At 70.1% G+C, this 23,195-nt stretch carries 16 protein-coding genes; all 16 read right to left on the bottom strand.

The window, feature by feature from the left end; genetic code table 11:
- Positions 1-36: 36 nt before the first annotated feature.
- Positions 37-1,359, bottom strand: coding sequence for a UDP-N-acetylglucosamine 1-carboxyvinyltransferase (murA, locus tag NGH83_RS03035; protein ID WP_251858433.1), 1,323 nt, complete (start codon positions 1,357-1,359; stop codon positions 37-39).
- Between the two features lie 108 nt (positions 1,360-1,467).
- Positions 1,468-2,067, bottom strand: coding sequence for a 3-isopropylmalate dehydratase small subunit (gene leuD, locus NGH83_RS03030; protein WP_251857596.1), 600 nt, complete (start codon positions 2,065-2,067; stop codon positions 1,468-1,470).
- Entirely contained in the window at positions 2,067-3,548 is a 1,482-nt protein-coding gene (leuC, locus tag NGH83_RS03025; RefSeq protein ID WP_251857595.1) for a 3-isopropylmalate dehydratase large subunit, read from the bottom strand. The genes leuD and leuC overlap by 1 nt, the downstream gene beginning before the upstream one ends.
- A gap of 173 nt (positions 3,549-3,721) precedes the next feature.
- The gene (locus tag NGH83_RS03020) at positions 3,722-4,063 is read right to left on the bottom strand and encodes a hypothetical protein (RefSeq protein WP_251857594.1); all 342 of its coding nucleotides are present in this window, start codon (positions 4,061-4,063) and stop codon (positions 3,722-3,724) included.
- Entirely contained in the window at positions 4,060-4,278 is a 219-nt protein-coding gene (locus NGH83_RS03015; RefSeq protein WP_251857593.1) for a hypothetical protein, read from the bottom strand. Before NGH83_RS03015 ends, NGH83_RS03020 begins: the two co-directional genes overlap by 4 nt.
- A gap of 518 nt (positions 4,279-4,796) precedes the next feature.
- Positions 4,797-5,447 (bottom strand): FHA domain-containing protein, encoded by a 651-nt coding sequence (locus NGH83_RS03010; RefSeq protein ID WP_251857592.1) that lies wholly within the window; start codon positions 5,445-5,447, stop codon positions 4,797-4,799.
- A 44-nt stretch (positions 5,448-5,491) separates the two neighbouring features.
- Positions 5,492-5,962 carry a hypothetical protein gene (locus NGH83_RS03005; RefSeq protein ID WP_251857591.1) on the bottom strand — a complete coding sequence of 157 codons (471 nt, stop codon included), beginning with the start codon at positions 5,960-5,962 and terminating at the stop codon, positions 5,492-5,494.
- Positions 5,959-6,441 (bottom strand): hypothetical protein, encoded by a 483-nt coding sequence (locus NGH83_RS03000; RefSeq protein ID WP_251857590.1) that lies wholly within the window; start codon positions 6,439-6,441, stop codon positions 5,959-5,961. The genes NGH83_RS03005 and NGH83_RS03000 overlap by 4 nt, the downstream gene beginning before the upstream one ends.
- 20 nt (positions 6,442-6,461) lie before the next feature.
- On the bottom strand, positions 6,462-7,724 hold the full coding sequence (locus NGH83_RS02995) for a hypothetical protein (protein WP_251857589.1): 1,263 nt from the start codon (positions 7,722-7,724) through the stop codon (positions 6,462-6,464).
- Complete coding sequence (locus NGH83_RS02990; RefSeq protein ID WP_251857588.1) at positions 7,721-7,939, bottom strand: hypothetical protein; 219 nt, start codon at positions 7,937-7,939, stop codon at positions 7,721-7,723. Before NGH83_RS02990 ends, NGH83_RS02995 begins: the two co-directional genes overlap by 4 nt.
- A 78-nt stretch (positions 7,940-8,017) precedes the next feature.
- Positions 8,018-8,284: a WXG100 family type VII secretion target gene (locus NGH83_RS02985; protein WP_251857587.1), complete on the bottom strand. Its 267-nt coding sequence runs from the start codon at positions 8,282-8,284 to the stop codon at positions 8,018-8,020.
- Positions 8,285-8,371: 87 nt separating this feature from the next.
- Entirely contained in the window at positions 8,372-12,883 is a 4,512-nt protein-coding gene (locus NGH83_RS02980) for an FtsK/SpoIIIE domain-containing protein (RefSeq protein WP_251857586.1), read from the bottom strand.
- Positions 12,880-15,252 (bottom strand): transglutaminase domain-containing protein, encoded by a 2,373-nt coding sequence (locus NGH83_RS02975; RefSeq protein WP_251857585.1) that lies wholly within the window; start codon positions 15,250-15,252, stop codon positions 12,880-12,882. Before NGH83_RS02975 ends, NGH83_RS02980 begins: the two co-directional genes overlap by 4 nt.
- Positions 15,249-16,601: a DUF58 domain-containing protein gene (locus tag NGH83_RS02970; protein ID WP_251857584.1), complete on the bottom strand. Its 1,353-nt coding sequence runs from the start codon at positions 16,599-16,601 to the stop codon at positions 15,249-15,251. The genes NGH83_RS02975 and NGH83_RS02970 overlap by 4 nt, the downstream gene beginning before the upstream one ends.
- Entirely contained in the window at positions 16,598-17,566 is a 969-nt protein-coding gene (locus NGH83_RS02965; RefSeq protein WP_251857583.1) for a MoxR family ATPase, read from the bottom strand. The genes NGH83_RS02970 and NGH83_RS02965 overlap by 4 nt, the downstream gene beginning before the upstream one ends.
- A gap of 43 nt (positions 17,567-17,609) precedes the next feature.
- Positions 17,610-23,141, bottom strand: a complete 5,532-nt coding sequence (locus NGH83_RS02960) for an Ig-like domain-containing protein (protein ID WP_251857582.1) — start codon at positions 23,139-23,141, stop codon at positions 17,610-17,612.
- Positions 23,142-23,195 lie beyond the last annotated feature (54 nt).

Below are 23,195 nucleotides of genomic sequence, written 5' to 3'. Positions count from 1 at the left end.
AACCATTATCGTCACCGCCCGGGGTGGCGGCGCGCGTCATCCCTCGGCGGTGAACCGCGCGCCGAGCGCCTCGAGCTTCTCGAGCAGGTTCTCGTACCCGCGGCTGATGATGCCGACGTTGCTGACCCGCGACCGGCCATCGGCGGTGACCGCGGCGATCAGGTGGGAGAATCCGCCGCGGAGGTCGGGGACCTCGATGTCGGCGCCGTGCAACGGGGTGGGGCCGACGATGACGGCGGCCTGCTCGAGGTCGCGACGCGGCACACGGCGCGGCGTGCCGTCGAGTCCGTTCTTGTGCACCGTGATGTCGGCGCCCATCTCGATGAGCGCGTCGGTGAAGCCGAAACGGTTCTCGTAGACGGTCTCGTGCACGATCGACTCGCCGGTCGCCTGGGTGAGCGCGACGATCAGCGGCTGCTGCCAGTCGGTCATGAACCCGGGGTGCACGTCGGTCTCGATGACGACGGGCTTCAGCTCGCCGCCCGGGTGGTAGAACCGGATGCCGTCCTCGTAGATGTCGAACTTGCCGCCGGCCTTCCGATAGACGTTGAGGAACGTCATCATGTGCTCCTGCTTGGCACCCTCGACCATGATGTCGCCCTTGGTCGCGAGCGCGGCCGACGCCCAGCTCGCGGCCTCGTTGCGGTCGAAGATCGCGCGGTGCGTGTACCCGTCGAGACGGTCGACCCCCTCGATGAGGATGACGCGGTTCGGCTCGACCGAGATGATGGCGCCCATCTTCTGCAGGATGGCGATGAGGTCCATGATCTCGGGCTCGATCGCCGCGTTGCGCAGCTCGGTGGTGCCCTTCGCGCGGGTCGCGGTGAGCAGCACCTGCTCGGTGGCGCCGACGCTCGGGTACGGCAGCTCGATGGTCGCGCCGGTCAGTCCGTTGGGGGCGGTGATGTGGATGCCGCTCGGCAGCTTGTCGACGACGGCACCGAACTTGCGGAGCGCGTCGAGGTGGAAGTCGATGGGGCGGTCGCCGATGCGGCATCCGCCGAGGTCGGGGATGAACGCCTCGCCGAGCTGGTGCAGCAGCGGGCCGCAGAACAGGATCGGGATGCGGCTCGATCCGGCGTGCGCGTCGATGTCGGCCATGTGCGCCGAACGCACGTTGGTCGGGTCGAGGATCAGGTCGCCCGACTCGACACCGTGGCTGACGGAGACGCCGTGCACCTCGAGGAGTCCGCGCACGACGCGGACGTCGGAGATGTCGGGCACACCGCGCAGCAGGCTCTCGCTCTCACCGAGCAGCGACGCGACCATCGCCTTGGTGACGAGGTTCTTCGCACCGCGGACCTGGATGCGTCCGGTCAACGGGATACCGCCGTCGATGGTCAACGAGTCGATGTTCATGCCCACACGCTCTCCTGCTTTGCGGGCATCGGTGACGAGTCGGATCGATGCGGTGTCTGGCACTGGCATTCCTTGCGTTAGGTGTCTCTTGTAGAGGAGAGGTGCTTGTCAGCGTCGAGCCGGAAGCGTCTTCGGCCGCCAGCTCTCCCGGCGGCTCTCGTACTCAGAGATGCTCTCCTCGTCGCGCATTGTCAACGCGATGTCGTCGAGCCCTTCGAGCAACCTCCACCTCGTGTAGTCGTCGATGTCGAACGAAACCGTGAGGTCACCGGCGGTGACGCTCTTGTCAACGAGATCGACGGTAACCGCTATTCCCGGGTTCTGCTCCATGAGCGCCCAGAGGCGTTCGATGTCGGCTTCGTCGACGACGCCGGTGACGAGGCCCTGCTTGCCTGAGTTGCCGCGGAAGATGTCGCCGAAGCGGGGGCTGAGGACGACCTGAAATCCGAAGTCCCTGAGAGCCCACACGGCGTGTTCGCGCGACGAGCCGGTGCCGAAGTCGGGTCCGGTGACGAGGATCGAGGCGCCCTGGTACTGCGGCTGGTTGAGCACGAAGTCGGGATCCTGGCGCCAGCCGTGGAAGAGCGCGTCCTCGAAGCCGGTCTTCGTGACCCGCTTCAGGAAGACGGCGGGGATGATCTGGTCGGTGTCGACGTTGGAGCGGCGCAGCGGGGCCGCGATGCCGGTGTGACGGGTGAACTTCTCCATTACGCGGACACCTCCGAGGCGGTGTCGCGGACGGCGGATCCGTTCTCGAGGTCCCACGGGCTCGACAGGGTGCCGCGGATGGCGGTCGCCGCGGCGACGAGCGGCGAGACCAGGTGGGTGCGTCCGCCCTTGCCCTGTCGGCCCTCGAAGTTGCGGTTGCTGGTCGAGGCGCAGCGCTCGCCCGGGGCGAGCTGGTCGGGGTTCATGCCGAGGCACATGGAGCAGCCGGCGAAGCGCCACTCGGCGCCGAACTCCTCGAACACCTTGTCGAGGCCCTCGGCCTCGGCTTCGAGCCGCACCCGGGCCGAGCCCGGGACGACCATGACGCGCACGCCGTCGGCCTTCTTCTGCCCCTTGACGATGGATGCGAAGGCGCGGAGGTCCTCGATGCGACTGTTGGTGCAGGAGCCCATGAAGACCGCGTCGACGGCGATCTGCTTGAGCGGGGTGCCGGCCTCGAGGTCCATGTAGGTGAGGGCGCGCTCGGCGGCGGCGCGCTCGTGCGGATCGGTCATCGCAGCCGGGTCGGGCACGGCGTCGGAGAGCGAGACGCCCTGGCCGGGGTTGGTGCCCCAGGTGACGAACGGTTCGAGCTCATTCGCGTCGAGGAATACTTCGGCGTCGAACACCGCGTCGTCGTCGGTGGCGAGGGTCTGCCAGTACTCGACGGCGGCGTCCCAGTCGGCGCCTTCCGGCGCGTGCGGGCGGCCCTTCAGGTAGTCGAACGTCGTCTGGTCGGGGGCGACCATGCCGGCGCGGGCACCCGCCTCGATCGACATGTTGCAGATCGTCATGCGGCCGTCCATCGACAGGCTGCGGATGGCGCTGCCGCGGTACTCGAGCACATAGCCCTGGCCGCCGCCGGTGCCGATCTTCGCGATGACGGCGAGGATGATGTCCTTCGCTGTCACGCCGGGGCGCAGCTCGCCTTCGACGGTGATCGCCATGGTCTTGAACGGCTTCAGCGGCAGCGTCTGGGTGGCGAGCACGTGCTCGACCTCGCTGGTGCCGATTCCGAACGCCATCGCGCCGAACGCGCCGTGGGTCGAGGTGTGCGAGTCGCCGCAGACGACGGTGATGCCCGGCATGGTGAGTCCGAGCTGGGGGCCGACGACGTGCACGATGCCCTGCTCGACGTCGCCGAGCGAGTGCAGGCGGACACCGAACTCCTCGGCGTTGGAGCGCAGCGTCATGATCTGCGTGCGGCTCGTGAGGTCGGCGATCGGCTTGTCGATGTTGACGGTCGGAGTGTTGTGGTCTTCGGTCGCGATCGTCAGGTCGGGCCGACGCACGGGACGGCCGGCCTGGCGGAGCCCGTCGAAGGCCTGCGGGCTGGTGACCTCGTGCACGAGGTGGAGGTCGATGTAGATGAGGTCGGGCTCGCCGTTCTCACCCTTCTTCACCAGGTGGTCGTCCCACACCTTCTCGGCGAGCGTGCGTCCACGCAGTGCCAGGGCGTCGCCGGCGTTCGTGCTGTCCATTGCTTCGTTGATCTCCTTGTCGGATGTATCAGCCCAGGGCGGACTCCGCGACGAGGGAGGACTGTGGACTCAGACCTCGTCGCGGCGACTAAGAAGCGCCTGCGCGGAAAGCATCCGCACACGATACCACTGCCGCCCCCGCCCGCCCGTTGAGCACAGCGATACGAAGGGCTCTATCCCGCTGCCCCGTCGCGGTCGACATCGTCGCTCGTGTCTTGACGAGCACCAGCGAGACGATTGCAGACCACGATGGCAACGAATGCCGGTACGTAGGCGAGCAGCAGGACCCCTGCTGAAAGCCAAGGCGATGCCATCGCCGTTCCGAACATCAGCACCCCGAAGAGAAGAACGAACGAACCGGCGAAGCGGAGCCCGCCTTGAAGCGCACCACCACCCCTCGGCTGACTCGCCCACGGAATCTTCTGCGTCGGATTCGCACGCGCATAGAGCAAATAGGAAAGCGCAAGAGCGATCGATCCGGCACCCGCGAGGATCAACCAGCTGTACGTGATCATCGACCGATCACCCCCTGTATCAACGTGTGGACCCCCGTGACGATGGACACGATCAGGAAGACGAGGAAAAACGAGATCACGCCTGTCCGCGGGCGTATCACCTCCGCGCCCGTCACGACCAGTCGCACGTCTCGGATCACGATCGTCAAGCCGAGGACGAAAGCGCCTGCGAACACCAGCAGGAGCACCACGACAATCGCCTGCCCGAGTGTCACGATCGCCCGTCCTCACCAATCGCTGATCGTCGAAGCGTAGCGGGCGCACTGCGGGGTCGGCAGCGACCGGGTTAGGGGTGGCGCCTTCGTATCGCTGCGCGGGGCGGGGGCGATGTCGCATCGCGACGGCCCTGGCGGGCCTCCTCAGCGACCAGGGGAGAAATGAGCCCTTCGTATCGCTTCGCTCAACGGGCGGGCGGCTGGTCTGCGCCGCTCGATCGTTTGGACTGCAGCCACAAGTATCGGAACCCAATGAGGGAACCAATCACGATCAAAGCGGGCGAGGCGACCGCGGTCCATTCGGGCCAGCCCAGCGCCGAGCGTCCGAGCAGCAGAATCCCCGCCGCGACGATACAGACGCCCCAGAGCCAATAGGAGAGCGAAGACTTCCTCAGGCGGGACATGCATTCATGGTGACAGGCCGAATCGGAGGCGGCCGAGGCGAACTTCGCATCGCGACGGCCCTGGCGGGCCTCCTCAGCGACCGGGTGAGAGGTGGGGCCTTCGTATCGCTTCGCTCAACGGGCGGGCGGGGTGCGGAGGGTGACTCGTGCTTGGGAGAGCCAGAGGTCGGCCGAGCGTTCGAGGCGGTAGGGCTGGTTGGGGGTGAGGAGGATGCGGGCGCCGTCGACTTCCACCGCCGTGCCGTTCGTCGATCCGAGGTCTTCGATGGTGACGGCGTCCCCGTCGCGGCGGATGACGGCGTGGGTCTTCGACACCGTTCCGCCGCCCGTGACCGCGAGTGCGCGGGCGCCCGGGATGGTCGAGACCGGGGCGCGTCCGAGGACGAGGACGTCGGGTAGAGGCCCGACCGAGGTGCCCTCGAGCTCGACGCTCCAGCCCGACTCCGCACCGGACGCGATCGATGACGACGCTGCGACGGGAGCGAATGCCTGCTCGGGTGCCGCGACGGGCACCGCGGCGGTCAGCTCGCCCGCCATGAGCGCCGGTACGGGCTCAGCCACGGTCCGGTCGGCAGCAGTCTGCTCCGTCGCGGTCTCCTCCGACAGGGTCTGTTCGGAGGCGATGGGCGCGGCACCAGGAGGCGCCGGGAAGAACACCGGAAGCGCGGTGCGCGGCTCCGGATCCGCGGCCGGAGCCGCCGCCGGCTGCTGCGGCGGTTCGGGAAGGAGCCCCGGGGGCGGGGTGATGAATCCGCGCTCGCTCACCGCTCCACTATAGGAGGCGGTCGCCGAGCGTCACCGCGCGGGCGTCAGCCTCGTCCGAGCACCTTGTCGAGGAAGCTGCGCTTGCGCTCGGTCCACCCGTCGCGCTGAAGGACCTCCCGCACCGGCTGCTTCATCTCCTCGGTGTCGAACTTCCACCCGTAGGTGTTGCCCACCTGGCCGTGGTCCGAGGCGACGGGTGCGAACGACTTGTTGAAGCTGATCTTGCGGGTGTTGCCGCGGAACGAGTTCGACTCGTAGTGGAAGCCCTTGCGGTCGATGCGGGTCTCGGTGTCCTTGGTGCGATCGATCAGCGTGTAGGTGCCGTCGTCGTACAGGTTCACGGTCAGCTCGTAGTCGCGGTCGATCTTGCCCGCGGAGAGGAAGCCCGCCCACTTGGCGTCGGCGTAGTCCCACACTCCGACGACTCCCCCGTCGAACGCCGCGAAGGCGAACGGGACGTCGTCGCTGTTGAGGGCGAGCAGGTCGGCGGTCAGTTGGTCGCGCGAGACACTCATGCGCCCGCCTCGTTCGTGGCCGAGTCGAGGATGGCGCGGATCGTCGGCCAGACCTGCTTAGCCTGCCCGCCCGCGGCGCTGCCGGTGATCTGCACGAGGTCGCTCATCGAGCCGGACCGGATGACCGCGAGGTGGATGGCCTGCACGAGGGTTCCGACGCCCTCGGCGGTGAAGCTCGCCTCCATCCGGAAGCCGGGGACTCCGAGCACCTGGCGCTCCTCCTGGCCGAGCACCGCGACGTCGGGCTGCTCCCCGAACTTCTTCACCACCGCGTCGACCGCGGTCTGGAGCTCGTAGTCGGAGCCGAAGCGCGAGATCGCGACGACGACGTTGCTGCGGAACGCCCCGGGCTCGACGGGCTCGGCGACGGCGAGGATCGAGCCGTACGCGTTGATCGCCTGCCACTCGTCGGGCACCTGCAGTGTCACCGAGGGGAACGCCGGGAACGCGGCGCTCGGGAAGGACACGGGTGTGGTCATCAGGATGATCCTCTCGTGGGTCAGAAGCCGAACAGACCGAACAGGTCGTCGGCCATCTCGGCGGGACTGAAGCTGAAGTCGACCGAGAATCCGGCGCCGACACCGATCGCGGCCCCGAGATCGAGGCTGACCGAGACGTTGTCGGCGGTCATCTCCACGGAGGCGTCGGCCGTGAAGCCGATCCCAGCGTAGACGCGGCCGGTGGCCTGGGCTTCGCCGCCGAAGATCTCACCGGAAACGCTGCCCTCGGCCTCCGCACCGGCGAACGCGTCGACTCCCGCCTTGGCGCTGATGCCGTCGGGACCGATGGTCGCGGTGGCCTCGGCTTCGGCGCGGGCGCCCGCCTGGGCCTTGCCCTCGGCGCTCAGCGTCATGGGTCCGACGGTCGCGGTGGCGGCGCCGGCGACGGTGGCCATGGCGCTCGCGCCGGCGCTGAGGCCGACGACCATGTCGCCGTTCTCGTCGATGCCGATCTCGGCTCCGGCCTCCGCCTTCGCGGAGACGGATGCCGAGGCGTTGGCATCGGCCGAGATGCCGAGCTCCTCGTTCTCGTAGCTCGCCTCGGCCTTCGCCTCGGCGCCGATGCCGATGCTCGCCTCGCCGGAGAGCTTGATCTCGTCCTCCGAGATCTCGAGCTCCGATTTGTTCGTGCCGGTGACCCCGGCGAAATTGGAGGTGCCGGTCGAGGTGGTCTCGTTGCCGTCGGTGGTGGTCGTGGTCTCGCTGGCGCCCACACCGACCCTGGTCGTGGTCTCGAGGCCGACGGTGTACTTCTCCTCCGCCGGCTTCATCGGGTCGAACGGGTTCGCCGACGGCTTGCTGCCGAAGGTCCATTCGCCCGGGTTGAACTCCGATTCGCTCTCGGCCACGACGCCTGATCTCGACGTTGTCGTGGTGACCGGGAGGCCGCTCGTCGACGTCGATCCCTGGCTGCCGCCGAAGGGGTTCGTGGGGGTGACCCCGCCGGGGCCGGTCGATCCTGGTCCGCCGAACACGACGCCGCTCGCCTGCTCCTGCTCGGCGATCTGCGCCTCGAGGGTGGCCAGCAGCCGCTCGGCGGCGGCCTTCGCCTCGATGATGGTCGTGTACGCGGTGCCCACCGACGCGAGGGCGCCGGGCGAGAGCACGCGGTCGCCGTCCTGCAGGCCCCACCCGCTCGGGTTGTAGCCCTGCGCCCGCGCGGTGCTCGCGATGTGCGCCGCGTCGTCGAGCGCGCCGAGCTGGGCGCGGATGATCGCCGCCTGCGCGCGCACCGACGACGGTGACATGCCGAGCTTGCTCACGAGCCGCCTCCGATCTCGGTGAAGCGGGCACCATCGATGGTGGCCGCAGCGTTCAGCAGGGGCGTCGACACCTGGTCGCGCCAGTCGCGCTCGAACCGGTCGGAGTCGGCGCCGGACCATGTCGTCGCCTGCGTCAGCGAACTGATCGCGCCGGCCATCGTGGCCTGCGCGCTGCGGATCGCCGCCGCAGCGCTGTTCATCGACGCTTCCGACATGTCCCTCTCCCCTTGCGAACGGCTGGTGATGCTTCGTGCTGCTCAGGGGGCGGTCGCCCGCCCCCTGACGAGCTCGGATCAGGCCGAGGCGTTGACCTGCTCGGTGGCGTTGTTGCGCGCGACCGTTCCGGTGTCGCGGAGCACCTGGGCGGCCTGGTTGAGGTTGGTCTGGATGTTGGTCCAGTCCTGGGTCTCGAAGCGGGTGCGGTCGGGGCCCTGCCAGGTGGTGCCGGCCAGCTTCGCGCTGATCGCCTGGACGAGCGACTCGAGCTCCCCCGCCTTCGTGTCGAAGAGCGCCGCCAGGTCGTTGACCTCGTCGGGGTTCTGTCCGATCCAATCTGCCATTGAACTGTCCTTTCGTCTCGAGGAACCCGTGTCCCCCTGGTGGTTGCCAGCCTAAGGAAGACCCTCGGCCGGACGCGATGGGGAGGACTACCCGTCCGCCGCCCCGGTCGTTCGCGCGACCTGCACGAGCGCCGTCTTGCCTCCCGCCACGAGGTAGCCGCGACCGACGGGGAACTGCGACCGCTTCGCCCGCGGGAAGCTGGTGCGGAAGAGCAGGTCGCCCTCGCTCTGGTCGGGCTGCAGCGCGATTCCGCGCCGCGCGCTCTTCACCTCCAGCAGAAGCGGCCAGGAGGACGCCCAGGTGCTCGTCTCCGACTCGGCCACGAGCAGGTTGTCGCTGCGCTTCAGCGCCTTGAACAGCGCGACGAGGGCCGCGTCCGCCGGGGTGGAAAGGAAGTCGGCGAGCGATTCGACGACGACGACGAGCCCCGTGCGTCCCTCCGCCACCGCCGCGGCGAGCGTCACCGCGGCGGCCTGGACGTCGTCGACGCCCGTCGCCGCGGAGGCGAGCTGCGGCAGCCGCCCGATGTGCGAGCGAGCCGTGCCGAGGTAGTGGATCTCGCGGTCGCCCGCCGCGGCGAGTCCGCGGATGAGCGTCTCGAGGGTGGTGCTGCGTCCGCTGCCCGGAGGACCAGAGATCATCAGCACGCCCTCGGCTTCGACGCCGATCGGGGCGAGCGACTCGTCTTCGACACCGACCGGCAGGAGCCCCGGCGTGCTGCCCTGGATCGTTTCAAGGGCGATGTCGGACGGCAGCCGCAGCACGGGCGGCGCCTCGCGGACGCCGCGGGCGCGCAGCGTGGTGGCGAGACGCTCGATCGAGCGCGCCTGCTCGGCGGTGTTGCTGGTGCCGCCGAGCACCGCGACCTGCACCTCGAGCTGGTCGAGAACTCCGCGTCCGGGAGGGGACCCCGACCCGAGCACGTCGACCGGGGCGTCGACGGTCGCGTAATCGGTGTCGTCGGTGAGCCGCAGCACGAGCTTGCGCTGCATCGACGCCGCAACGGACGGCGAGATCGTCGCCGGACGGTCGGCCGTGACGACGACGTGCACGCCGACGCTGCGTCCGTCGGAGATGATCTGCTGGAACAGGGCGAACGACTTCGTGGTGGCGAACTCGTGCTCCTGCCGGAACGCCGCCATGCCGTCGATGAACAGCAGGATGCGCGGTTCGTCGGGCTGCTCGGCGAGGCGCCGGTACTCGCGGATGTCGCCCGCGCGTACCGACGCGTACCGCTGGGCGCGCTCGTCGATGATCGCCGTCAGCCGGGCGAAGAGCCGGGCGATGCGCTCGGTGTCATCGCCCGCGATGATCGCGCCGACGTGCGGCAGCCCCTCGAGCATGCTGAGCCCGCCCGAGGTGAAGTCGACGCCGTAAACCTCGACCGGGCCGCCGCGCGGGGTGATCGCGGCGGCGACGGCGAGGGTGCGCAGCGCGACGCTCTTGCCGGTGCCGCTCGCGCCGTACACCGCCATGTTGCCGTCGGTGTCGGGGCGGAAGTAGACGGGGTACTGGCTCTGCGTCGACGCGTCGTCCGCGACGCCGATGAGCAGTTCCGCGTCGGTGCGCTGGCGCAGCAGCCCCACGTCGTAGCTCGCAGCGAGCTCGGGCAGCCACGGCCTGCGCGGCGGCGGAACCTGGGCTCCCGACGCCGCGGCGCGGAGCGCGGCCACGAGACGGGCGATGTCGGTGGGCCCGGGCTCCGCGGCGACGATGTCAGTGCCGTCGTCGGCACGCTCCCACGGCCGCTCGGCGCCGAAGCCGAGGCTCGCGATCTCGATGCTGGCGGGTTCGGCGTCCTCGCTCGTCCAGCCGCCGGCGTAGCCGGATTGGAAGGTGGTGAGGCGCCCCGGCCCGGTCTTCGCGACCGCACGGCCGGGGATCGCCGGGTCGAAGCCGGCCGCGACGGGGTCGCCGAGCACGTCGGAGCTGTCCGACTCGTCGGCCATCCGCAGGGCGATGCGCAGGTTGGTGTTCGCGCGGAGGTTGTCGCGGATGACACCCGCCGGCCGCTGGGTCGCCATGATCAGGTGGATCCCGAGCGAGCGTCCGCGCTGGGCGATGTCGACGACGCCGTCGACGAACTCCGGGATCTCGCCCGCGAGAGCGGCGAACTCGTCGATCACGATGACGAGGGCCGGCGGCGTGTCCGGGTCGCCGCGCTTCTCGAGGTCGAGCAGGTCCTTCGCCTTCTTGAGGTTGAGGACGTGCTCGCGGTAGCGCAGCTCCGCCCGGAGGCTGGTGAGTGCACGGCGGACCAGGTGCTGGTCGAGGTCGGTGACGAGGCCGACGGCGTGCGGGAGGTTCACGCAGTCGGCGAACGCGGATCCGCCCTTGTAGTCGACGAGCAGGAAGGTGACCCGGTCGGGGCTGTACTCGGCGGCCATGCCGAGCACCCACGACTGCAGGAACTCGCTCTTGCCGGATCCGGTGGTGCCGCCGACGAGGGCGTGCGGGCCCTGGGTGCGCAGGTCGAGGTGCATCGCGTCGACGCTGCCCTGGCCGACGAGGGCGCGCAGCTTGCCGGCTCGGCGAGGACGTTGCGTGACGCCCGGACGACGGTCGAGCAGCGAGTCGTTCTCGCGCCAGCGTTCGAGCACGGCGTCGGATGAGCGGGCGAGGTCGGCGCCGAGCAGGCTCACGAGGGACACCGCGCGCGGGACGTCGCTCTCGTCGGTGCGCGGAGCGCCGGCGTCGGCGACCGCGGCGAGCGAGCGGGCGTACTCACGGGCTGCGGTCTGCTCGAGCTGCGCGATCTCGACGGCGTCGACGGTCTCACCGGTGCGCACGTAACCGACACGACCGGTGCCCGCACCGGTGAGCGCGAGGTACGTGCGGCACCCGGCGGGCAGCGCGTCGACCGACGGGCCGATCCAGACGGGCAGGACGCCCGCGAGGGCGGCGCGCTCCACGAGGGCGATGAGGCGGGCACGGTCGACGGGCGCCTCGTCGGCGATGAGCACGAGCAGGCAGGGCGGCTCGGGGCGCAGGTCGATCTCCGCCTCCGCGGGCGCCGCGCCGCGGAGCATCACCGAGTCCTCGGGGTCGAGGGGACCGCGAGCCCCGGTGCGCTCCTTGGGGCGCTTCGACTCGAGTCGTTCGGCGACGATCTGCTCGAGCCGGGCGAGCATCGCGGTGCCGGTCGTCGCGGAGTCGGCGAGGTGCACGCCCTCGAGCGGCGACTGGGGCGATCCGACGTGCGGCAGCCACTTCATCCAGTCGAGCTTCTCGCCCCACGTGGGGCCGACCATCGCGCCGATCGCCAGCTCGGCGGGCGAGTAGAGGGCGGCGAGCTGGGCGACGAGCGCATTGACAGCGGGGGCGGACACCGTCTCGGCTCCCGCGACGCCGATCGCGCCGGCGTCGACGAAGCTCTCGACGACGGGCACGCGGTCGATCAGCCGGTAGCGCTCGACGAGGGAGTCGAGCCGCTCCTGGAACTCGGGGATGCCGTCGAATCGCTCGCGCGCCTTCACGGTGTTGCGGCTCGGTGCGGTGCCGGTGCCGAGTCGCAGGTTGAGGAACGACCAGTGCTCGGGGCGGCGCGACCACATCAGCGGGCCGAGCTTCCCCGCCTCTGCGAACAGACGCTCGGTCGAGGGTGCCTCGTCCTCGCGGATCGACCGCTCCCGCTCGCGCTCCTCGGTGAGGACGCCGTCGAGGCGCTCCAGTTTCGCGTCGAAGCGCTCGATGGCCTTCTTCAGCTTGCGCTTCGCGGCGCTGCGCTGCCCGAGGTAGGTGCCGAGCATGATGACCGGGGCGAGCGCGACGAACACGAGGGTGAACGGATTGCGCAGGAACAGGTAGAGCGCGATGCCGGCGACCAGCGGCGCGAAGAACGCGATCCACGGGAACGGCAGCGAGTCGAGCTCCTTCGGCACCTCGGGGCCGTCGTACTCGGTGCCGGGGTAGCGGCGTTCGACGGTGGGCGACCGGGTGAAGGAGACGGCCCGGCTCGAGACCTCGCGCACCGGCGCGTCGTCGACCGAGAGTTGCTGCACGCGCAGCGTCGTGCCGCCGATCAGGACGGTCTGCCCTTCGGTGAGGCTCACGCGGGAGACCTCGTCGCCGTCGACGACGACGCCGTTGGCCGAGTTGAGGTCGACGACGTCGACGGTGCGGGTGACGTCGATGCGCGCGTGCCGCTTCGACACGAGCGAGTCGTGCAGCACGATCTCGCACGATTCGTCGCGGCCGATCACGGAGCTGCCGCGGCGGATCGGGAACTCGGTGCCGCGGTCGGGTCCGTCGACGACGCGGACGACGGCCAGCACGGGCCCGGTCGGCGCGCCGCCCCGGTCGCCCGAGACGGGGACGACGGTGACGGTGGCGCCGCTCGCGACCGCCGCATCGGCGATCGGCAGGTCGGGGGCGAGCACCACGCCGCCGCGCTGAGCGGGGGCCGCGACGGAGAGGGTGTGCGCGTCGAGTTCGCGCTGGCGGTCTCCGACGCGGGGCAAATCGATGTCGACGCCGGGCTCGGGATCGCTGCGCAGCAGCGTCTCGGCGATCTCGCCGACGGTGGCGTTCGCGTCGGCGGTGACGACCACGTCGGTGGTGCCGCCGTTCGGCCTCGTCAGAGCCAGCTTGAGTCTCACGCGCGATCCCCTCGTCGTGTGTCTCGTGCGTCGCCCGACCGTTCGGCGCGGCGCACCAGTGCGCGGTACCGGTCGGCGAGCGACCGGAGTCGGTATCGGCTGCGCAGTCGTCGTGCTCCGCTCGCGGCGGCGCGGGCGATCTCGGCGGCGCCGAGGGCCTCGGTCCACACCTGCTCGGCGGCGGCGTCGTCGATGCTGCGTCCGGAGAAGACGGCGTCGTCGGCACGGTGCGCGAGGCCTACGAGCGACCCGGCTTCGGCCCCGACGACGGTGTTCTCGAGCTCGCGGGCGGTGAGCGGCCTCGTCAGCTTCTCGGGGATCGGGTAGCCGAGCTCGGCGTACCGGTCGAGCAGTTCGGCCCAGGCGCCGGCGACCCGGTCGTCCCCCGAGCCCTGCGACCGGCGCTTGCGCTCACGGCGGCGCTTGATCAGCGCGACGATGACGAGCGGCACCACGATGATCAGCAGCGGGATCAGCAGCGACAGTGCGAGTACGAGCACCCAGCCCGGCAGCACGAAGGGCCGGTCCTCGTCCTCGTCGTTGTCCTCGACGTCGGTCGGGTTGACGAGGTCCTCCTGCTCGTTCTCCGCGCGGGGAGGCTGGCGCACCTGGGGCTGGGGCTCGGTCTGCGGCCGCGGCACCTGGCTCTGCGGCACGTCGGTGTCGTCGGGTGTCGGGTCGAACGAGATCCAGCCGACACCGTCGAAGGCGACCTCGACCCATGCGGTCACGTCGCCGCCGGTCACGGTGACGGGTCCGCCCTCGGCGGGGACCTCGGGCGCGAAGCCCATCACCACGCGGGCCGGGTAGTCGAGGCTGCGCGCCATCAACGCGAACGCCGACGCGTACTGCTCCTGATCACCCACCATCGGGTCGAGGGTGAGCAGATCGGTCATGCGGTCGGCGCCGTGTCCGGCGCGCGAGGGCGCCGAGTCGGAGGCTGTGCCGTGGCTGAGGTACCCGCCCGTCTTCAGCGCCGTCTCGATGTTCCGCAGCTTCTCGATCGGTGTCGTCGCGGCGCCCGAGAACTCGAGCGCCTTCGCGGTGACGATGTCGGGAACGTTCTCGACGGGGGCGAGCTGGATCGTGGCGACGGGCGTGTCGACGAGGTCCGTGTCAGCGGGCGGCTGGGGGACGAGCGCGGCGACGGAGTAGTCGCGGCCGTCCGAGACCCCGGAGGTGAGCACCGCGGTGCCCGTCGAGGAGTTGTAGCGCAGGTCGGCGAGGGCCGCCCGGTCGAGCCCGAAGTCGGTCGCGTAGCCGATGTCGGGCAGCCAGACGTCGTCGTACCCGCTGACCGAGACGTCGAGCTGCACCCGTCGGCCGTCCTCGGCGTCGACGGGCACGGGGACGGTGCGGCCGACGAGACTGAACTCGCCCGACCCGTCGCTACTCTCCTCGGCGCCCGCGACATCCCAGATGACGCCGTCGTAGCTGTCCATCGTCGCGATCCGCACCCGCTCGCCCTCGGCGAGGCCGTCGACGGTGAAGAGGTCCGTCTCGTCGAGGTCCTTCGTGTAGATGCGGAACCCGGCGAGCGGGCTCGGGTAGTCGAGCGGCTCGAGCGGCGGCTGGATCTCGTCGCGGAGCACGTAGCGGGCGTCGACCGGCGGCGCGAGGAGCAGTCCGCCGGCTCCGCCCAATACGACGGCCGAGCCGACCACGACGGCGGTACCCACGAGGCGGCGACGACGCACCGCGGCGTTCGCGGCGGACGCGACGCGCGCGGAGTCGCGGCGCCGCCGGCTGAGCCAGATGAGCGCGATCGCCGCGAACGCGACGCCGCGGATCCCGGCGAGGAACGGCTGCTCGGTGCCGAGCAGCACCCCCACCACGTAGAGGGCGAGCGGGCCGAGCAGCACGAGGGCGGAGCGGAAAGCTCCTCCACGGCCGGGCAACCACCGGAGGGCGAGCGTGACGCTCACCAGCATCACGAGCCATCCCGACACGTACGGCACCGCGGTGACGTAGTAGGGCAGTTCGACGGGCGCCCGCAGGGTCACGAGGTCGGCCCAGCCGAACACCGCCCCGACGGCGAGACCGGACAGGGTCTGCAGGCTCGGCACGACGAGGAAGAGCGCCTCGTTCGGCATCGCGACCGCGCTGCCGAACAGGAAGTACGCGACGATCGCGCCGAGCACGGTGGTGACGACCGGCCAGCGCAGGAGGTAGCCGAGCAGCGCGGCCCCCGCCCCGACCACGATTCCGCCGATGCCGGCGACGAGGTAAAGCGAGTCGGCGAAGGAGGTGGTGAGACCGACCATGCCGATCGCGGCGAGCGACGCGAGGACCGCGATGTCGGTCCAGGTGCGCGAGGTGGGCCGGACGCTCGGGCGCTCATCCTGCTCAGCGGGGGTCTGCGCGATCATGTGACCCTCCTCACCAGGCGGGGCAGGTCGGCGAGGGCGGCGACGGAGAGGATCTCGAGGCCGGAGACCGACATCATGCGCGACGGCTCGCTCGCGTCGATGCGGAACCCGACGGTCTGCGTGTCGAGCCCGTAGAGCACCTCGATGGAGCGGAAGTCGCCCACCTCGAACCTCGAGCCGCCGATCACCATGGCGACGCTGGGCTTCGCGAGCCTGCTGGTCGCCGCGCGGATCGAGTCACGCGCCGAGAGGGGGGCGTCGGTCATCTCGATGCGGCAGGAGTCGTCGAGCATGGCGGTGACGCTGCGGGTGCGCAGCGGCAGCTGCTCAGTGACGATGTCGACGCGGGTGCCGTCGCGGATGACCTGCGCGCCGAGCGATGCCGCGACCGACACGGCGAGCTCGAACTCGTCGTCGTCCTGGTAGTAGCGGCGGTCGGTGGCGAGCACGATCGCCAGTTGCGAGCGGCGGGTCTCCTCGAACTGGCGCACCATCAGCTGACCGGTGCGGGCGGAGGTGCGCCAGTGCACGTACCGCCGGTCGTCGCCCGGCTCGTAGGCGCGGAGGGCGTGGAAGGAGATGTCGTTGTTGGTGATCTTCTTGCTGGTCTCGCCCTCGAGGTCGCGGACGAGGCCGGCGACGCTCGAGTCGAGCCGGGTGGTGACGGGGTGGACGAACAGCTCGACCCGTTCGGTGAGGCGCAGCACGCGGCGGATGAGTCCCAGCTGGTCGCCGCGCACCGACACGGCAGGGCCGGCGACGATCACCGCGCGCCGGTTGGTGGGCACGGCGAAGAGCTCCTCGTGCTCCTGGCCCGCCGCGACGCCCGGGATGATGAACTCGGCGAGACCCTTGCCCACCGGCAGCTCGATGCGGGTCGGGGCGGAACGGCGCTTGCGTCCGGTGACGACCAGCCGGCCGAGCGCCCGCTCCCCCGCGACGACGCGGTGCGGGGCGAGCTCGATGTCGACGTCGTAGTCGCTGCTGCCGAGGAGGAACAGGCTTGCGACGACGAGGCCGGCGGCGAGGGTCAGACCGAGATAGACGAGCTCCTGCCAGCCGAGCACGAAGCCCGCGGCCAGCGAGGCGACCGTCGCGGCGACGACGACCCAGCCGAGGGGGCTGACGGTCGTGACGATCGGGTGCAGCACGCGTCCGACCGCGCGTAGCAGGGAGGTGACGAGGACGACGGGTCCGTGCAGCGCGCGGATCGGAGCCGAGTCGCGGACGGGCGTCCGGCGGGCGCGCGGACGACGTCGCGGACGGTTGCGCGACCGGACGCGGGCGCGGACCGGCGCCTCCCCCTCGGCGGGGGCGACGCCCTCGGTGGAGGGGGCGGTCGTCGTCATGCCGCGCGGGTCACCGGGGGCGCGATGTCGACCAGGATGCGGGAGACCACGTCGGCCGCGGTGACCCCCGCGAAGTCCGACTCGGGGTCGAGGATGATGCGGTGCGCGAGCACGGGGACGGCGAGGTCGCGCACGTCGTCGGGCGTCGCGTACGTGCGGCCCGCTGCGATCGCCCAGGTCTTGATCGCGCGCGCGAGCGACAGGGCGCCGCGCATGCTGACGCCGAGCTGCACGTCCTTGTCGACTCGGGTGGCCGAGACGATCTCGCTCACGTATTCCATGACCGACGCGTCGACATGCACGTCGTTCGCGAGCTGGATCATCGACACGATCGAGCTGCCCGCGATGATCGGGGTCACCTTCGATGCGCGAGCCCGGTTCGAGGAGTCGAGCAGCAGCGACACCGCGGTGCGGTGGTCCGGGTAGCCGAGCGAGGTCTTCATCAGGAATCGGTCGAGCTGCGCCTCGGGCAGCTTGTAGGTGCCCGCCTGCTCGACCGGGTTCTGGGTGGCGATGACCATGAACGGCGCGCCGACCGAGTGGCCGACGCCGTCGACCGTGACGACGCCCTCCTCCATGACCTCGAGCAGGGCGCTCTGCGTCTTGGGGCTCGCCCGGTTGATCTCGTCGGCGAGCACCACCGAGGCGAAGATCGGCCCCTTGTGGAACTCGAAGACGCCCTTGCCCTGGTCGTAGATCGTGACGCCGGTCACGTCGGAGGGCAGCAGGTCGGGGGTGAACTGGATGCGGCTGTGGGTGCCGTCGATCGTGTTGGCGAGCGCCTTCGCGAGCACCGTCTTGCCGGTGCCGGGGAAGTCCTCGAGCAGCATGTGGCCGTCGGAGAGCAGGGTGGTGACGACCAGTCGGATGACCTCGCGCTTTCCGAGGATCGCCTGGTCGATGTTCTCGACGAGGCTGTCGAAGGCGCCGCGGAACCAGTCGGCCTGCTCTTGGGTCACAGTCATTGCGTGGGTGCTCCTTCTCGCTGGTGCGTTCGTACGCGGATCATCACAGGGCGTCCCAGTTGACTGCCTCTGTCCAGATCACTTGGCCGGTGGCGACGTTCGTGGCCCTGACGCGGACGTTGCTGTAGCCGTAGCCGAGTCCGTTCAGGGTCTCCTGTCGCCCACTGCCGGACAGGGTGTACCGCTGAGTCGAGACGGGGAAGCCGCCGTTGGCCTCGGTGGTCACGTCGTAGGTCCCGGCCGGGAAGTTCTGGTAGACGAGGACCACGTAGCGACACCCGTTGCAGTAGGGGGCCGCTCCGCCCTTGGCCACCGTCCCGCCCGCTTGGGGCGGCTGCGGCGGAGGCACATCTTGCGGAGCCACTGTGTTGGATGTCGCCGACCGCGGCCCCGCGGTCCCCTTGGTGACCGCGACCACGGTGAAGTTGTAGTTGCGGTTGAACTCGCCCTGGAAGCTGAAGCTCGTCCCGCCCGTCGTCGCGTCCCCGTAGCCCGAGATGGACAGTCGGTATTCCTCCACCCCGTTGCCGTGGGAGGGGGCTCCGTTCCAGGTGAGTGTGACGGTCCGGTCGCCTTGGGCGCCGGTACGGGCGTTCAGTCCCGTCGCAGCCCCCGGCGCGTTCTTCGCCGAGGCGCTCGCTGCCGATGCAGGTCCGTCGCCGGCCGGGCCGACCGCGATGACCGTCGCCGTGACCGCGTCGCCGACGTTGACCTTGGTGGCCGCTGACGTCCCGGTCGTCTCCCCGGTTGCCCCGTTGCTGAGGCTCCAGCGGTACTTCTGCACGTCGCGACCGTTGCCGTTCGCGGCGCCCCAGACGATCGTCATGTCGCCGGACCCGTCAGAGGACGCGGTCAGCGTCGGAGTGCCCGGCCTCCCGGGCTTGCCGTACGGCACTCCGGCGTTGCTCTGATCGGATGCCTGCCCGTCGCCCAACACGTTGTGGGCGCTGACACGGAACGTGTACGGGGTGCCGTTGTTCAGGCCGGTCGCCCGATAGCTCGCGGCGTTCGCCGACACCTGGACGCTCTTGTTGTCGTAGGTGACGGTGTAGTGGTCGATCGGTTCGCCGTTGATGGCCGGGGTCTGCCAGCTGATCGCGACGACCCCGTCGGACTCTTCGATGATGGTGGGCTTCGCCACCTTGCTCGGCACGTCGCGCACCGTCAGCAGGAGTCTCCCCTGAGTCTCGCGGTTGGGGTCCTTCGTCGCATCGCCGATGCGGTAGATGACGCTGACCACCCCGATGAACGACGAGCCGGGCGACACGGTGATGTTTCCGTTCGCGGTGAACGACACGCGCGCCGCGCTCTCCGCCGCATTCTCGATCCGAGCGTCGAGCAGGGTGAGGGGCCTGTCGGGGAACGGGTTGAAGTCGTTCTCGATGACGTTGACGGTGCTCTGCTTGCTGCGCTGGCCCTTCTCCTCGTCGTCGATCGCCTGTGGGAGCGGCCTCGACGAGGAGACGACGACGACGGAGACGGTGCCCGGCACCTGGAACTCCCGATAGCTCAACGTGAAGGAGAGCGTTGCGGTGGCTCCCGGCTGCACACCGATCGGAGACGAGACGGTGAGTGTCGAACCGTTGAGGTTCGCCTCGATGTCGCGAGTGGCACCCGTGAGCCCCGAGTACTGGATCTGGCCGATGACTCCCGCGTTGCGGTGCGCCGTGCTCGTCCTGAGGTCCACGGAGATCGCCGCTTCACCGGCTTCCACGGGGATCTCGATCGGCGTGAAGCTCGGGGCGGTGTCGCTGAAGTCGGGGTTGCCGACGGCGATCGGCAGGGTGAGCAGCACGGTGTTGCCGTTGGGGTCGTCCGCCGATTCGCCGTCGGTGACCTCGAACACCACCGCGGCGTTGCCGCGGAAGTCCCGGGCCGGCGTGAAGGCGATGGTCGTGGGGTCCACGTAGGAGGACGCACCGTCGCTGTTGGAGGCGGTCACCGTGGTCGCGTCGGTGATCTTCACGGGGCGTCCCGACGGCACGGCGACGATGTCCTCGAGCTTCCACTGACCGGCCTGGTTCATCTCCAGCTGCTGCGGGATCGCGTCGGGCCGGATGTACGGCGGCGGCGCGTAGCTCGCGCTGACTTCGGGCGGCACGATGATGAACGCAGCGGCGCTCAGGTCGTTCACCTCGTCGGTGAGGCGGTAGGCGATCGCGATCCGCTTCTCGCCCGGAACCACCGTGACGGTCCCGTCGGCCGCGATGGATGCGTTGCCGGCGTTGGGTCCCTCGAAGGAGACGACGAGGTCGTCATCGCGCCCGTTGGGGTTGAAGGCTCCGTCGAAGACGTCGACCTCGATCGGCTCGCCGGAATCGACCTGCTCCTGCTGCACGAAATGGTCGACTGCGGTCGGAGGGAGGATCTTGGCGTCCGCGGTCACGCGGATCTGGACGAAGCCCTGATCGACCCCGCCGTTGCCGTTCGTGATCTCGTATCGGGCGACGAAGCCGCCCTCGGTTTCGGGCGCCTGCACGAGCACCCGGTCGCCCTCGACCCACGCCTCGATACCCGGGTCGACGGAGACGAGCTCTTCGCTCAGCTCGAGGGTGTACCCGTTCGGGTCGGTGTCGTTGTCGAGAACGGGCACCGAGACCAGCTTGCCCGGTCGGACTTCGACGCTGTCGTCGACGGCGTTCGGGGCGAGCGCCTGGGCGGGACGCGGGATCACACCGATGCGGACCGTGCCGAACGCCCGAAGACCGAAGGCGTCCTCGACGCTGTAGCGGAGCGTGTCGGTGCCCGCCGAGCTCTCGAAGGCCTCGTAGACGAAGTAGGTGGTCCCGGTCTCGACGATCCGCCCGAGGAGGGGTGCCTGAGCGAGGCCGGTGAGCACGACGGAGTCGCCGTCGGGATCGATCCCGTCGAGGGGGACGTCGATCCGGATGGTGGAGCCGGCGAACGTGCGTCCGGTCTGCGTGACCGGCACGGGAGGCTTGTTCCCCTCCTGGTCGGGGCCGGTGACGACGAACGTCACCGTGGCGGTGGCCGACTCTCCGAAACGGTCGCCGACCCGGTACACCGCGCTGTACTGCCCGGGCTCCGACGGGGCCTGGTAGCGGAGGTCGCCGCCCGAGACGAAGGCGAGCGCGTCGTCGCCGATGTTCTCGGCGTCGACCAACTCGGTGTCGAGGATGAGCGCCGACTGGTCCGGGTGGTAGTCGTTCGCGAGGACGTCGATGCGGGCGACGTCTCCGGCACGGACGGTGACCCGGTCGTCGACGGCGACGGGCGGCTGACGCTGAACGACGGGCGGCACCGGGACGACGGTCACACCGGCGAGAGCGGTCGCCTGTCCGTCGGAGACGGTGTAGGTGAACTGGGTCTGCGCGTCGAGCGCGGTGCTCGAGGAGATGCGGATGAGGGTGTTGCCGAGGATCTCGACCGACAGGCCCTGAGCGGCGGCGGACGTGTCGACCGACTGGATGGCGAGCACGCGTCCGCTCGGCGACACGTCGTTCGCGAGCACCTCGACGGTGACCGGTTCGCCGACACGCAGGAAAGCGGTGTCCTTGACGGCGATCGGCGGCAGCTGGTCGGCCGGATTCTCGATGACGCTCACGCGCACGATCCCGGTCGAGGCTTGCCCACCGGCCGTGACCGAGTAGGTGAACTCGTACTCGCCCGCGGCCGACGCCTGGACGGACACCGTGCCCGCGTCGATGTTCGGCGTCACGGTCAGGGCCGGGTCGGTCGATTCGACGCCCGCGAGCAGGAGCTGCGCGCCGGAGGGCGACAGGTCGTTGTCGAGCGGCTTCAGCTCGCCGACCTCGTCGATGAAGAGCCGCAGGTAGTCGGCGGTCGCGATCGGCTTCAGCGTGCCGGGCGCCTGGACGTCCACGTTCAGAACCCCCTCGGCGGTGAGCACGCCGTCGGAGACGATTAGCCGCACTTCTTTGAGCCCCAGCTCGCCCGAGCGGTGCTCGAAAGTGACGAAGCCGTCGGGGGTCGACCGGGCGAGGTCGGCCGAGGTGGGCGCCGCGTCGTTGAGGAAGATGTCGTCGCCGTCGGGGTCGATCCAGTCGGTCAACGCGTTGTAGGTGAGGGTCTGCCCGGCCTCGAGCGTCTGGGTCGGGATGCGCTTCTGCACCGGCGGGTTGTTCACCTCGAACGGCACGACTCGCACGTTCACGAGCGCCTCGTCGACGCCGCCGCTGCGGCCGTCCGACACGGTGTACCGGAACGAGGCGGTGCCGACGGTCGCCGTACCCGCGGTGAATTGCAGCGCGCGGCCGTCGTCGATCTCGTCGATGCGGCCGATCTCCGGCGGCAGCTGCGTGAAGTCGGTGATGGTCAGCACGTCGCCGTCGGGGTCGGTGTCGTTGTCGAGCACCGGCAGGATCGTGGTGCGACCGGGGCGCACGCCGAAGTCGTCGTCCTCCGCGGTCGGCGGCCGGTTCTGCTCGGACCGGTCGGCGAGGATGTCCTCGTAACTCTTGCGGGTCGACTTCTCGTCGCCCTCCTGGTTGTCCTCCTCCTTCGGAGGGGTCACCTCGTCCCAGTTGTCGACGAGGCGGAGCGAGTCCTTCAGCACCCAGGTGTTGCCGTTGTCGATGTTGTTGAGCGCGATGACCGGGCCGTTGACGCGGAAGACGAGCCGGGATCCGACCGTCGGCTGGTCGATCTCGAACACGTCGGCCGGATCGTCGCCGCAGGCGCGCAGGTATCGGCCGGAGTCGGCCCATGCGGCGTGCGCGCAACCGTCGAGCCACACCGGGGGTGCGACCTGCCCCTCGCTTGTCGCGGGTGCGCCGACCTGCGCGTCGAGGCTCACGACGTCGCCGCCGCCGAGCGGTACTCGGAGCAGCGAGCTCTCACCGGCGACGAGGACGCTGTCGTTCTCGGGACCGGACTGCTGGATGGCGAGCCCCTGCTCGGGGAGGGTGACGCGTCCGCCGTCGCGGCGGATGACCTCGTTCGAGTTCGCGTCGAACAAGACGGGTTCGTCGCCGACCGTCGTGGCCTGCACGGCGCCGTCGAGGTCGAGCGGGGTCACGACCGGCGCCGCCCCAGGCGACTCGAGCGAGATGAGGGTGTCGTTCTCGGGCGACGCGACGAAGAGCGCGCCTTTGTCGGTGACGGTGATGCTCGCCTCGGCGCCCGCTTCGACGTCGGGTTCGGTCGCGACGGGGTCGAAGGCGAGCTCGTTGGTGACGTCGACCGCCCACGCGCGCCCGTCGGCGGGATCGAGCACGGCGAGCGTCTTGCCCCCGAACGCGACGACGGCGCCGGGCGGCAGGTCGGCCTTCTGCACGAGGGTCGTGAACGCGGGGTCGACGCGTTCGACGGTGGACGCGTCGGCGTCGGTGAGGAAGACGTCGCCGCCCTCCTGGAACACATCGATCGACCTGCTCGAGGTCTCGACGGCGCCGTTCAGCTCTTCGATCTGACGGTTCAGTCGACCGGCGAGCAGACGTTCACCGTTGGTGACCCAGACGTCGCGGGAGACGAGGTCGGCGTCGGTGACCGGGAATCCCTGGTGCAGCACCGCGAAGGTGACGGGGACTCCCGCGAGGATCGCGAGGGTGAGGGTGGACGCCAGCGTCTTGCGCTCGCGCAGCCATGCCGTCACTCGCATCCGTCGTCACCCCGCTGCTTCGACCTATTCATCACACGAACCCCGCTG

The organism is Herbiconiux sp. L3-i23 (assembly GCF_023734115.1).
GTDB lineage: Bacteria > Actinomycetota > Actinomycetes > Actinomycetales > Microbacteriaceae > Naasia.
This window is presented reverse-complemented; position numbering and strand designations above follow the sequence as displayed.